Genomic DNA, 13,047 nt, shown 5'->3' on the forward strand with positions numbered 1-13,047 from the left:
TCCTCGCTGCCGCCGTCCGCGATGTCGCGGGCGTGCGCCCGACCCTGGCAGGAGCCACCCGATGACCCACACCCTCCCCGCGGGCGTCCCGACCCGGCTCTGGCTGGGCGGCAAGCTCACCGACTCGTCCACCGGCGCGACGTTCCCCGTCGAGGACCCCGCCACCGGCGCGGTGCTCGCCGACGTCGCCGACGCCTCCGCCGACGACGGGCTGCGCGCCCTCGACCTCGCCGTCGCCGCGCAGGCCGAGTGGGCCGCGACCGCGCCCCGGGTGCGCGGCGAGATCCTGCGCACCGCCTTCGACCTCGTCCACGCCCGCGCCGACGACTTCGCCCGCGTCATCACCCTCGAGATGGGCAAGACCGTCGCCGAGGCGCGCGGCGAGGTGAACTACGGCGCCGAGTTCCTGCGCTGGTTCGCCGAGGAGGCCGTGCGCATCGGCGGCCGCACCGCCACCGCCCCCGCCGGCAGCGGGCGCATCCTCGTCACCAAGGAACCGGTCGGGCCGGTCCTGGCGATCACCCCGTGGAACTTCCCGCTGGCGATGGCCACCCGCAAGATCGGCCCGGCCCTGGCCGCGGGCTGCCCGATCCTGGTCAAGCCGGCCGCCGAGACCCCGCTGACGATGCTGCTGCTCGGGCAGGTCTTCGCCGACGCCGGCCTGCCGGCCGGGGTGCTGTCGATCCTGCCCGCCACCGACGCCGCGGCGCTGACCGGGCCGCTGCTCACCGACGCGCGGCTGCGCAAGATCACCTTCACCGGCTCCACCGGCGTCGGCAAGCTGCTGGTCCGCCAGTCCGCCGACCGGCTGCTGCGCACCTCGATGGAACTCGGCGGCAACGCCCCGTTCCTGGTGTTCGACGACGCCGACGTCGACGCCGCCGTGGACGGCGCGATGGCCGCGAAGATGCGCAACGGCGGCGAGGCCTGCACCGCCGCCAACCGCTTCCACGTCGCCCGCAGCGTCGCCGGCGAGTTCACCGACAAGCTCACCGCCCGCATCGCGGCGCTGCGCACCGGCCACGGCCTCGACGACGGCACCGACCTCGGCCCGCTGATCACCGCCCGGCAGCGCGCCACGGTCGAGGCACTGGTGCGCGACGCCGTCGAGCGCGGTGCCCGGGTCCGCACCGGCGGGCAGATCCCCGACGGACCCGGCACGTTCTACCCGCCGACCGTGCTCGACGAGGTCCCGGCCGACGCGCGACTGCTGCGGGAGGAGATCTTCGGTCCGGTCGCGGCGATCACCGTCTTCGACACCGAGGACGAGGCGATCGCCGCCGCCAACGCCACCGAATACGGCCTGGCCGCGTACTTCTACACCCGCGACCTCGACCGCGCGATGCGCGTGGCGTCCGCGCTGAAGACCGGCATGGTCGGTGTCAACCGCGGCATCATCTCCGACGTCGCCGCCCCGTTCGGTGGCGTCAAGGAGTCCGGATTCGGCCGCGAAGGCGCGGCCGAGGGCATCGAGGAATACCTCGACACCAAGTACATCGCGGTCTGATGACCTGCACCCATGAAAGAGGAAGGCGGCCCGTAGGAGAAGTCGACGACGGTGGCCTCTTGGCGTGTATGCCTCTCTGCTCTGCGTACAGGCATGCTGCGCCCCGCTCACCTTGGGCAGGCCTGAGGTCGGGCGCTGGTGCACCTGCCGCACAGTTTGCGAAAACTGTCCGCAGTCGAACGAGACCGGTGGCCTGGGCTGTGGGCCAGAAGTGACGTCGTTCCAACGGACAAAGGCGGATTCGCTGTGGGCCGAGACGCCAGCACCTCGGAAAGGTCCGGGAACCCCGCGTGAGGGGCCGGACATCGTCACTCATCCGCCGCCGCCCAGGACATCCTGCGTTTCAGTAGCAGGGCACCACCTTGGTCAACCGTCCGACCTCCATGGTCTTGATCAGAGGTTCCGAGCAAGAGACTGAGAAAGTAGCCGATTTGACATACTCATCTGCCGCCCGACCCCAGTCGATTCCCAGTGCAGTGGCGCGTTCGTGGTTGCTGGTGTGCGCCGCCGACCCAGAGGCGCTCCGTCGCGCCGACGCCAGCGACGCAGACGTGGTCGTTGTCGACCTCGAAGATGGGGTCGCCGACGTCGACAAGGACTTCGCCCGGCAGCAGGTTCATCGCCGCCTGCACACCGGATGTCCGACGTGGTTGCGGATCAACGACGCCACCACCAGGCATTGGAGCATCGACTTGGACTTGCTCGCGGACACTCCAACGCCTGCAGGAGTTATGCTGGCGAAGGCTGAGAGCGCGGAGCAAGTCGAGGCGACGGCTGCGCGCCTCGGCAACCAGGTTCCGATCGTCCCGCTGATCGAATCCGCTGTCGGCCTCGAGAACGTACGTGCCATTGCTGCTGCTTCGTTGGTGCGTCTCGCATTTGGGTCCGGTGACTTCCGTCGCGATACTGGAGCGGGAGCTGATCCAGTTGCCCTTGCGTATGCCCGCTCGCGACTGGTCGTCGCCAGCAGGGCCGAACGGATTTCTGCCCCGATCGACGGTCCCTCTCTCACCGATGACCTGGAAGAACTGCGCGCTGACATCAAGGTGGGGACGTCGGCCGGCATGGCCGGAAAGCTGTGTTTGACTGCAGCGCACGCCGAACCGATCAATACCGCGCTGTCACCGAGCACCGACGATATGGCGTGGGCTCGCACGCTGATTGACCGACTTGGAGAGGACGGTGCCAGGATCCGGAGCGGCAGCGAGCGGCCGCAGCTGGACCGAGCTTTGAAGATCAAAGCCCGTGCTGAGTTCTTTGGACCCTGGGGCGCCAGATGATCGGCTGATTGACTGTGCGCTTCGGGATGGCAGGGGGTGGGCGTGGTGCGTCGGCGAGTACGCGGAGGAACTTGTCGGATCGACCGTCCCTCATCGTCCGGCGTGCCCGCCTCAAGGCCGGTCCGCCTCGGTACGAGCGAGCCGGGGCGATTGGCGCGCGGCTCAACGGCGCGTAAGCTGCGCGACCGATGCGCGTCCGACGTCCGATGGTCCCACATAGTGCGTGCCGCGCGGCGACAACTCGCGGGCTGGGCAGCTCCTAAGAACGTGTCTCACATGGACGGTGTGCGCTGCGCTGCATGATCTATCTCTTGGTCGACGATCGCGCAGTGTTCACGGCGAGAACGTTCGTGCCGCTCCACCATCACCTGCTTCACGGGGCTCTTCGCATGAAACACCCTCTTATGGACACTCCCATCCCTGGGTGCAACAGTCACTGCTGGCGTTTGCTCACATTGATGCCCAGCGATCGGGTCACCGCCGTGTAGGTGATGCAGCAAGACAACCGATTGAACTGAATGCTGGTGTTATAGAGCAGAATTGAGTACTGTAGCGATGTCGATAGTGCATGTGGTCGCCGGGGAGGACGGCCATACCTGTTGACGGCTCGTCCCACAAGCATCCACCGCTGGCAACATGTCGGACCAGTGGCGTGCGTGCAGCATGGGCGAGGCGGCGTGCCCTCCATGTGCGGGCACGGGCAGATTCCGACACCCCTGCATTCGGGCTGCCTGAACCCTGCTTCGATGATCAAGGGATCATCGAAGCAGGGCTTTCCGCCCTCTTGCAGGACATCATCCTGTTTGGCCAGCTTCCTCCAACTCGCCGCCGTGCTGACGTGCTGGAAAAAGCTGTCCAAATGGGACATCCTCTACTAATTCTCGCTGTTGTGGGACGTCTTCAGCTTGTAGAGCTTGATGGCGAATCGGATTTCGCTCATTTTTTCCACGGTGCGCCAGTTTTCGCCGAGTAGATGGCCAAGCCGCTGCATTCTTTGTTTGACCGTACTGACGTGGATGTGCAGGGCCTCTGCCGCCGCTGTTGGGCCGTTGTCAGTAGATGCCAGAGCCTCGAGTGTGTCCAAGAGTTCGGTGCGATGCTGCGCATCGTAGTCGAGCACTGGCCCCAGAGTTAAGGTGATGAACCGATCGATGTTGGGTTTCCCGCTCATCACCAGCCCCATGAAGCCGAGCTGCTCCATCGTTCCGGACACGCCTAATTCGAAAATTCGCTCCATCGCATCACTGCATGTCGCGGCCTCGTTGAAGATGCTGCGAACTTCTGTCACTTCGATTGTCGGCCCTGCGCCGGCAACCGAGGCGATTATTCCTCCGGCTCGTTGCACTCCGGAAGCTAATTCCTGGGAGTTCTTGTGGGCGTCTTCTCCGGGTAGTAGTGCGACCACAGCTGTGTTTTTTCCGCGCGGGAGGAGACGGCACTGTCCGGCAAGTCCGCCGCGCGATCTGGCTGCCTCGTTAACGACATATGCCAGTCGTCGTTCCTGTGCCTTCGCTCGTACAATATGAACCGTATACGGGCGACGAAGTTCAATTTTCAGCTGGGCGCCGCGGTGTATCAAACGACCTGGGGATTCGTCCCCTGTCAACAAGTCGTCGATGAAGTCATCGCGTCTGAATCCTGCCGCCCCTGCCTCGGCCTCGGCCAGCAGTAGGAGCAGAGCGACCACGACAGCGGCCCGTTCGAGAATTTCGATGTCCGGTTGTGCGGGTCCGGATGAGACTTTGAAGCACAGGACGCCGAGAAGTCTTGCTGCGGCGAGGACCGGAACGACTGCAAGTCCAGGTTCGGTGTGGGTGGTGCGTGTGGTCGTTGCCTTCAGTATCAATGATGCGAACTGATTCGAATCGGAAAAATCTCCTGCCTCGGCCAGTAGGCGTCCGTCCGGGTCGAAAACTGCCAAATCACCGCCGACAATCGTGACGATCTCGTTGACGAGATTGTCGATATTGCCGCCAGCAAGTGCCACTTGGGAAAGGGTGATGTGCGCTGTGGTTGCTCGCTCTGATTCGGTGCTTTTCTTGGCAAGTTCGCGATTTGCAGATTCCAGCGAATGAACCGCGCGCTTCATCTCCTCGGAGAGTCGAGTGCGTTCTATTGCGATCGCAGCGTGCGAAGCGAGAGACCGCAGTAGCTCCAGGTCTGAGGGTTGGTATGTGCGTTCGTCGCGATTCGCCGCTATGAGCGCCCCGAGGGTCGTCGTTCCATTTACCAAAGGGACACCAACGGTGGCGACAATTCGTTCCTTCTCCATTACGCGATCTATTTGGGGGTAGTGACTGAAGGTGTCGTCTGTAGCGTAGTTCGCGACTATCAGTGGCATGCCTGTGTCGATTATGCGGCCGGTCATGGCTTTCGCGGCCGGCACGCGCAGATCGACGAGTTCGGAACTCATACCGCCTGAAGCGGCGCCCAGGTAGGCGTATCCCTGGTCTTTATCGGCCAGCCAAAGGTACACGACATCAGCGTTGAGCAGCCGACGTGCTCGGTCTGCGATACCTCCGAGGAGCCTTTTGGGGTCCTCCTCCGAGGTAATATCGGCGACAGTATCCAGCAGGGCGCGATATTGCGCGTCTCGCGGCTTGTCTCGATCGTTGATCGCGTGGGCCAGGTCTGAAACCGCGGCCCGGAAGCCCGGATCATCTTGATGCACCGGTGCATCTGTCATAGCGGCCAGCGTTCGGGCTACGGCGCGCTCGACCTCGTTGGGCTGGTAGTTCGTCTGTGAAACTGCGCGTATGAGGCCGGCTGCCACTCGTAGGAGGTCCAGGGCACTTTCGTTGGCCCGCCGTACGGGGGAAGAGCTCGAAGAAGGATGAATTTTCATGATCGCCTCGTCGCCGCTAAGGCATTGGTCGCATGGCGCGCGCAGGGTTCCTGATTCGGCCGCACGCCGTCTTCTGAGGACCATAGTGGACGTATTTGCCGTCTGTCCAGGACATGTCGGATCACTCGGCGTGACCGTAGGCTCGAGGCTGCGCCGGGATAGGGGTCCGGCCACTCATAACTCTCTGACCGCGGACCGGCCAGAGAAGGACAATGCCAGCCGCAAATAGCTCTGTGAGGTGCACGCTTGGACACCATCGCCTGTGCGACCTTCGCTCAGTACTGGGATGACACCGTTTCGGCTCACTCGACGAGACCGTTCCTGGTGTTCGAAGGCCCTGAACTTGATGTCGCTCAATGGACCTACGGAGAGTTCGACCAGATTGTTGATCGTACTGCTGCCGCTCTCGAGGGCGCCGGGGCACGGCGAGGGTCTGTGATTCACGTGGTGCTGAAGAACTGCCCGGGGTTCGTTGCCGTCTGGCTTGCGGCGGCACGTATCGGGGCAGTTGTTGTGTTTGCGGATCCTGCGTCTTCGTCGAGGGATATTGCGATGCAGATCCGCAGGACGAGTCCGGTGGTAACCGTGTGTGGTTCGCGGAATGCGGCGGTCTACTTGGAGGGCGTCGATCGCGCGATCATCGACGGGATTTCCGCCGCGGCGGAGATTGCCTTGATCGCTGTAGAAGAGGACGCAACCGACGTGCGTGCGGATGGCGCGTTGGTCACGTCGGGGGACTGGCTGTCCGCCGAGGGAACGCCTCGCCCTCGCCCCCACGATCGGCTTGCGGTGATGTTCACATCGGGAACTACCTCTGAGCCCAAGGGTGTGGTACTCACCCAGTGCAACTATGCGCACGTCGCGAGCGGTATGGCAAGAACGGCGGAACTGGGCCCCGAGGATCGGTGGTTGGTGACCCTTCCACTTTTTCACGCGAACGCACAATACTATTGCTTTGCTTCAGCTATCGCAGTTGGTGCGAGTGTGGCCCTGACTAGTAGCTTCTCTGCATCGAACTGGTGCCGGCAGGCGGCACGGCTTCAGGCGACGCACGCAAGTCTTTTTGCGGCCCCGATCCGGATGATCCTCGCGCGACGCCCCAAGGGTGAACCGCGATTGAACCTCAAGCACGTGTGGTTCGCTCAGAGCCTGGCATCGGGCCATTTTGAGGAGTTCGCGTCGATTGTCGGCTGCACGCCCCGTCAGTTGTATGGCATGACGGAGACGATTGCGATGGTGACAGCGGAGGGAATCGACGATGCCCGTCCTGACTTCATCGGAAGGCCGTCTGAAGCCGGACGCAGGACGGCGATAGTCGATGCGGAGTCCCTCGAGCCAGTCGACGACGGATTGCCTGGTCTGCTGCTCGTAGCAGGCACTCCGGGATGTAGCTTGTTCAAGGAGTACCTCTCGGATGCGCAGGCAACGTCGGCTGCGTTCGTCGAGCGAGACGGGCAGATTTGGTTGCGCACCGGAGACCTTGTCACTGCGGACCGCTCCGGCCGGTTGAAGTTTGTTGGGCGTATCGACGATGTGATCAAGGTGTCTGGTGAGAATGTGAGTTTGACCGAGGTGGAGGCGGCGTTGGCGCAGGCTCCGGGCGTTCTGGAGGTGGCGGTGGTGCCTCGTCCCGACCCTGTACGCGACTGTGTTCCGGTGGCGTATGTAGTGCCCCGGGACGGCTCGAATCCGCCCGATGTCGAGACGTTGAAGGTGTGGGCGTACGCCAACCTCACTCCTCAGGCATGTCCGCGAGATTGGCACTACGTGGAGGAGTTGCCGCGTACGAGCGTAGGAAAGATCAGGCGTTCACAGATCAAAGAGGCCGGGGTATAAGTTGTTGTCCCGACTCCGAAATCGTTGAATCGTGGCGATGCCCCTCACTCTGAGTTCGCCGCCATGTCGGCCCCTCCGGCCGGCATGGCGGCGAGTTGCATTGGGGCGGTGTGTTCGATCGGAGTACCTGCTTGTCGACTCTGTGTGAGCCAGCTCGGATGATCAGGGCTTGTCGACGTGGGTGCCAGGAGACGGCACCGGATCCCTCTCCTTGTGTCATCTCCAGTCGACGACTTGCCCCAGCACTTCGGGACAGTTCTTCTCGAGTATCTTGATGTAGCTGGAAATATGCTCGCGCATCAATTGTTCCGATTTTTCGGAGTCGCCGGACTGGATCGCGTCGAGAATTTGGTCATGAGTAACGGCAAGTCCCTTGTTCGGAATTTTTCCACTACTCGACTCGTCGACGTAGATGTTCCTGAGCGCGTCGGCAAAAAGAAGGAGGATCGGGTCGCCGGCGAAACGCGCTACTGCAAAGTGAAAGTTCCCACTGTCGTTATCTTCCTCCCCACCAGAGTCTGGGTCGTCGATTTCCCACGGAACGCCTGACTTGACGCGTTCGCTTGCAAGCCGAGCCATAAGCGGCTCGACCTGCAGCCGAGTTCTCAGTACATCTCGCAGCGTTAGGCCGAGCAGGTGAAAGTACAGTGACGATGCATTCGCATACTGATAACTTGCAACAGGATTAACGGTTGTTCCGCTACCCGGGCCCGGCCGAATGGAGATGACACCGTACATTTCCAGAATGCGCAGCGCTTCACGAAGTGAGGGTCGACTCACTGCATACCGTTCGAGCAGCTCCGATTCCGGTGGCAACCGAGTGAGCCCTTCGGATGCAATGTCCTGCACAATCCGACCTGCGACGAGACGTGCAGTCTTGCGACCTACGACCTTCATGTCAGTCATGATAGCCCCCATGATGATGGTCACTCCGGAATGCGGGTTGCCCCAGACAGGTATGCGGGCGACAGCGTAGGAACATTCCTTACCAACCGTCCATGTGCTCCGACGAAGCGCATCTACTGGTCCATGACCGTCGGACGTGGCCGGACGATGGTAACGCATGCGTACCCGAGAGCAAAGGTAGTTCTACAGCTCCAGAGAGCCTCGCACAGCAGAGCGGGCCGGAAGAGCGATATGCCGGTGTCGCCTTTGGCCAGCTTGGGGCAAACAGAGCGTGGAGTACCTCCCAACTCTCGATGACGACAATAGGGACTGGCGAAGCAACCGTCGAGGGATTGCACAAAGGTGTTCTGCACGTCCGTGCCGTGCGCGTGGACCGCCGGCAAGTGTGACGCGGAGTGCACGTTGCCTTGCTGGCCCGGTTGCGAGCCCCGGACCAGGACGGACTGACCCTTGCGAGTGGCGTCTCACATGTGCGGATGCCTCAGCGGGGGGTATCGAGCGCCACCAGCCGATCACGAACAGCCCAGTTCCGACCGGCGCGCAATCGTCGACTCCACGGCGATGGGATTCGTTGGCGAGCCCGCCGAGGTGCGCACGTCGGCGCCTTGCTGGGCCGTGGTGATTCACGCACGTTTCCTCTGCGGTGCACAGCTCCTACCCGAAGCGCTCGAAGAGCCGGGGTTCGTCATCATGGGGTAGGACAGCCCAAGCGAGAGGTTGCGGTTCGCAACGCGTACCTCCGTTGCCCGGTTCTCGGCCCGGTCGAGAAGACCGTCGCTAACCCACCGCTAACCCAGTACTCCGCCCCAATCGGTTGCGCTCGGCGCCCACGATTGTCACGAGCCCTGCTTGGCGACGCTGCACAGAGGCGCGAGCGCGTTTGGAGCCGATCCTGTCGAGCCCAAGGCCGCTTACGGCGGCTCGGGTTCAGCTGTCTACATGTTCGTGTGCCTGGCGGCGTGATGGTTGACACAGACCGAGTTCCTATAGATGATTTAGAGGGTCTCATCACGTACCGAGTCAGGAAGGATTGTGGTGCCGTGAGCAAGTACAGGGTTATCGACACCGATACTCATCTCATCGAGCCGGCGAATCTGTGGACCGATCGCCTGCCCAAGGCGTGGGGTTCGGACGTTCTGCACGTCAAGTGGGACGACAAGACCCAGTCGGATCTGTGGTTCTTCGGCGACGAGCCGCTCAAGGGCGCATGGACCTGGGCGAACTGGGGGTGGAAGCACTACAACTCCGACGTCCACGACGGCACCGGGCCGGCGCGGCTCGAGGAGGCGAACCCGGCGGCGTACGACGTCGACGCCCGGGTGGCGTTCATGGACGCGCAGGGCTTCGAGATGCAGGTGCTCTACCCCAACCTCGCCGGGTTCGACTGGAAGCCGTTCGTGCAGCATCCCAACCCGCAGCTGGCGATGGCGCACCTGGCCGCGTACAACGATTTCCAGCTCGAATGGGTGCAGAAGTACCCGGGCCGGTTCATTCCCATGATGGTGATCCCGTACTGGGATCTCGAGGCCACCCTCGCCGAGATCGAACGCCTGGCGGACGCGGGTTTCGGTGGCATCGTCACCACCGGCGCCCCGCACGAGCACGGGCAGCCGCCGCTGGGCAGCCGCAAATGGGATCCGCTGTGGAAGGCCTGCGAGGAGGCCGGGCTGTCGGTCAGTTTCCACACCGCCAGTGGCGACTTCCGGGAGCTGCTCAAGCGCAACGAAGAGGACGAGGTCACCGGCGGTGCGCTGATCGCCCGGGACGGGCCGCACATGTACCTCGCCAACGCGGTCATCGTCGGTGACCTGCTGATGTCCGGCATCCTCGCGCGGTTCCCCACGCTGCAGTTCGTCTCGGTGGAGAGCGGGATCGGCTGGGCACCGTTCGTGCTCGAAGCGCTCGACAAGCGTTTCCAGAAGAACGGGGTCTTCCGGTCCCATCCGGAGTTCGGGGACATGCTGCCCAGCGACTTCTTCAAGCGGCAGGTGTCGTTGAACTTCTGGTTCGAAGAGCTCGACGACTACCACCTCGAGACGCTCTCGCTGCGCCCGATCCTGTTCGAGACGGACTTCCCGCATCCGACCGGCTACCACCGGCCGACCCTCGAGGAGAACATCGAACTCGTCCTCGGTCGGCAACCGGAAGAGGTCCGCCGCGCCGTGCTGTGGGACAACGCGGCCCGGCTCTACGCCAAGGCCCTGGAAAAGCAGGGCGTCAACCCCCACCAGGCCGTCACCGTCTGACACCACGCCACTGCGGCAACACACCCCCGCGGCGCTCTGGGGCCCCCACCCCACACCCCAGAGCGCCGTGCCTGCTGGCACATCCATCTCCCAGCTGTGTCACCGCCAGCGCATCACCGCAAAGAGCCATTCAACGATCGCCGTCAGACGCAGGAGCGTTCGACAGTCGGGAAGGGGAGCCAGATGCATTATAGGCAAAACAAGCTACTCCACTTACTGCGTGTGGGCCAGCTTGCGATCGGATGTAGCCTCAACGAATCACGTGACCCCGGAACGATTTACGCGATGGCATCCGCGGGTGCGGATGTCGTGTTCATCGATCAGGAGCACAACCTCCGCAATTCCGAGACCGTGTTCGATCTCGTGGCGCACGCGCACGGAGCTGGAATCACCCCATTGGTCAGGCCGCCGCACATCGACTATGCGTGGATCACGCGATTGCTCGATGCCGGCTGCCAATCCCTGCTCATTCCGCATGTCCGACAGCCCTCAGAAGTGCGTGACCTGCTCGAGCTTGCGTACTACCACCCACAAGGCCGGCGTGGAGTTGCGATCGTAGGCGGTGCGAATGTCAACTATCAGGCGATAGACGATCCGGTCGAGGCGATGCGACAGGCGAACGACAACCTACTGCTTTCACTCGTAATCGAGACGCCGGAAGCGGTCGATTCCCTCGACGAGCTTCTAGTTCCCGGCATCGGAATGGCGTTGGTCGGGAACGGAGACCTGGCCCAGCTCTACGGGGTTCCCGGAACTACGAACCATCGACTCGTCGTCGAAGCGCAGGAGCAGGTCCGAAAGATGTGCGCCGAAAAAGGTATCGCGTATGGAGTGTTCCAACCGGACCCGAACGCGATTACCGATGAGATCGCGCAAGGTGCACAGTTCATTGTGCACGGCGGAGTACTTCTGTTCATCCGCCAGGCCGTACGACACCTCCGCGAGACGGCGAACAAGGCCGCCTTGGAGAGTCGAGGTGCAGGTGTGCCCGACACCGTACTTCCCATAAGCCGAGCAACATTGAGATCTTCCTAGGGTAGTCCCCATGCCAAGCGAAGTCGTCATCATCGAGGCCGTCAGAACCTCCCTCTTTCAGCAAACTGCACCCATGCCCGGCTCGCCTCCGCCGGATATGCGCCGGTTACGAGCTGAGGTAGTTTCCGGCCTACTCGAAAGAGCGAAGATCGACCATTCATACATCACATCGGTTATCGAAGTCACCGAGCGCCGAACACACCACTGCCGACGAGCGCCCAACAACTTGCGGCCCCACGGCAACCGTAGGATTATCCGCGTCCGGTCCTCCATTGCTGCGGTTCAACACGCACAGAGTCTCGTTCAGCGAAAACCCGAGACAGTGGCTGTGATCAGCGGCGTCTCTGCCGGATGGGGCACGACGTCCGAGGCAGTCCTTGATAGGTCGCAAACGGTGCCACAACTTTGCCGAGAGCAGGTGGCGAATCGATGGGGAATCACCCGCGATGACCAATGGGACTATGCCTTGAATTCTGTTCAGCGCGCGGACGAGTGCGCTCGATCCGGAGACTTCCTGCGAGAGACCATTGGGCAAGACATCGTGCCGATGCTGGGAAGCTCCGGGCGCATTGCCGGCCAGCGTACCCGACGCTCGAACACGGTAGCCGGTAGTCGATTGATCGAGCCGACACCTATGCGATGCATGTCCGAGTATTCCTATGCCGCGCCGGCACAAGACAACCCTATGCCGAATGATGCGTGCGGTGCTGTAGCGCTGTTGATTATGACTGCTGAGCGCGCTGACGAGTTGGGTGTCCACCCTCGGGCTCGGCTTGTCGGAGTTGAAACTCCGAGGGAAGCAACATTGCCGGGTGATCCTGCAGCAGGATTTCATAGTGTGCGCGCCTTCCTCCATTCGAACGAACTCACGGTCGATCGAATCGACCACTTCGAAGTTCCCGAGACGGGGGCTGTCTCGCCGCTGATGTGGTTGAGGGAATTCGGTGTAAGTCCCTACATGCTCAACCCTCGCGGCGGCGCGCTCGCATTCGGTCTGTTGGGTGCGGCGGAGGAACTGCGCTGCTTGGCCACGATGATCACAGCGCTTAAGGACACCGGCGGAGCGTATGGCCTGGTGGCTTCGTCCAGATTGGAAGGGCCCGGAACGCTACTCATCGAGTGCCTGCACAACGTGTGACACAGATGCCGTACCGGAGTATCGATAACACGCGCGTCCAATGAACGCGGAGGCCGTCAAGCCGCGGGTAGCGAAATTCTCTCCAGAATCTGGCTCAGTGTGCGCTCGGTACGCGGTCTGGTGCTTGCGGCTCCGCGCCAATCCAGTCGGTCTTCTCCTGAAACATGTAATGAGAGAGAGCTCAAGTGAAAGCCATAGTCATCGACCATAACTCGGGCGGATCGATTACGTTCGCGCACCTTCCCGAGCCAACG

General features: G+C 62.6%; 8 protein-coding genes. 6 read left to right on the forward strand and 2 right to left on the reverse strand.

What is annotated here, in order from left to right; translation table 11 throughout:
- The first annotated feature begins 61 nt into the window (after nt 1-61).
- Both OCS65_RS04795 and OCS65_RS04800 read left to right on the forward strand, forming a co-directional pair.
- Nucleotides 62-1,507 carry an NAD-dependent succinate-semialdehyde dehydrogenase gene (locus OCS65_RS04795; RefSeq protein WP_263509017.1) on the forward strand — a complete coding sequence of 482 codons (1,446 nt, stop codon included), beginning with the start codon at nt 62-64 and terminating at the stop codon, nt 1,505-1,507.
- 383 nt (nt 1,508-1,890) lie between these two features.
- On the forward strand, nt 1,891-2,787 hold the full coding sequence (locus OCS65_RS04800) for an HpcH/HpaI aldolase/citrate lyase family protein (protein WP_168580177.1): 897 nt from the start codon (nt 1,891-1,893) through the stop codon (nt 2,785-2,787).
- 874 nt (nt 2,788-3,661) lie between these two features.
- Here the strand turns inward: OCS65_RS04800 and OCS65_RS04805 are convergent.
- The gene (locus OCS65_RS04805; RefSeq protein ID WP_168580176.1) at nt 3,662-5,473 is read right to left on the reverse strand and encodes a helix-turn-helix domain-containing protein; all 1,812 of its coding nucleotides are present in this window, start codon (nt 5,471-5,473) and stop codon (nt 3,662-3,664) included.
- 405 nt (nt 5,474-5,878) lie between these two features.
- On the opposite strand from OCS65_RS04805, the gene OCS65_RS04810 reads away from it, so the two are divergent.
- On the forward strand, nt 5,879-7,468 hold the full coding sequence (locus OCS65_RS04810; RefSeq protein WP_168580175.1) for a class I adenylate-forming enzyme family protein: 1,590 nt from the start codon (nt 5,879-5,881) through the stop codon (nt 7,466-7,468).
- A gap of 216 nt (nt 7,469-7,684) precedes the next feature.
- Here OCS65_RS04810 and OCS65_RS04815 read toward each other — a convergent pair whose 3' ends face one another.
- Nucleotides 7,685-8,398: a FadR/GntR family transcriptional regulator gene (locus OCS65_RS04815; RefSeq protein ID WP_263509021.1), complete on the reverse strand. Its 714-nt coding sequence runs from the start codon at nt 8,396-8,398 to the stop codon at nt 7,685-7,687.
- Nucleotides 8,399-9,414: 1,016 nt separating this feature from the next.
- Between OCS65_RS04815 and OCS65_RS04820 the strand changes: the two genes are divergently transcribed.
- From OCS65_RS04820 to OCS65_RS04830, 3 genes are all read left to right on the forward strand, one after another.
- A complete protein-coding gene (locus OCS65_RS04820; RefSeq protein WP_168580174.1) occupies nt 9,415-10,620 on the forward strand; it encodes an amidohydrolase family protein in 1,206 nt (401 codons plus the stop codon).
- 222 nt (nt 10,621-10,842) lie between these two features.
- The gene (locus OCS65_RS04825; RefSeq protein ID WP_263509023.1) at nt 10,843-11,655 is read left to right on the forward strand and encodes an HpcH/HpaI aldolase family protein; all 813 of its coding nucleotides are present in this window, start codon (nt 10,843-10,845) and stop codon (nt 11,653-11,655) included.
- 10 nt (nt 11,656-11,665) lie between these two features.
- Entirely contained in the window at nt 11,666-12,793 is a 1,128-nt protein-coding gene (locus OCS65_RS04830; protein ID WP_263509025.1) for a hypothetical protein, read from the forward strand.
- Nucleotides 12,794-13,047 lie beyond the last annotated feature (254 nt).

Origin of the sequence: Rhodococcus aetherivorans, assembly GCF_025722975.1 — a bacterium.
GTDB classification, from domain to species: Bacteria; Actinomycetota; Actinomycetes; order Mycobacteriales; family Mycobacteriaceae; genus Rhodococcus; species Rhodococcus aetherivorans.

Bases quoted from the DNA above. Each gene is read 5' to 3' on its own strand.
- OCS65_RS04795 (WP_263509017.1), top strand. From the start codon at position 62: ATGACCCACACCCTCCCCGCGGGCGTCCCGACCCGGCTCTGGCTGGGC.
- OCS65_RS04800 (WP_168580177.1), top strand. From the start codon at position 1,891: ATGGTCTTGATCAGAGGTTCCGAGCAAGAGACTGAGAAAGTAGCCGAT.
- OCS65_RS04805 (WP_168580176.1), bottom strand. From the start codon at position 5,473: ATGACAGATGCACCGGTGCATCAAGATGATCCGGGCTTCCGGGCCGCG.
- OCS65_RS04830 (WP_263509025.1), top strand. From the start codon at position 11,666: ATGCCAAGCGAAGTCGTCATCATCGAGGCCGTCAGAACCTCCCTCTTT.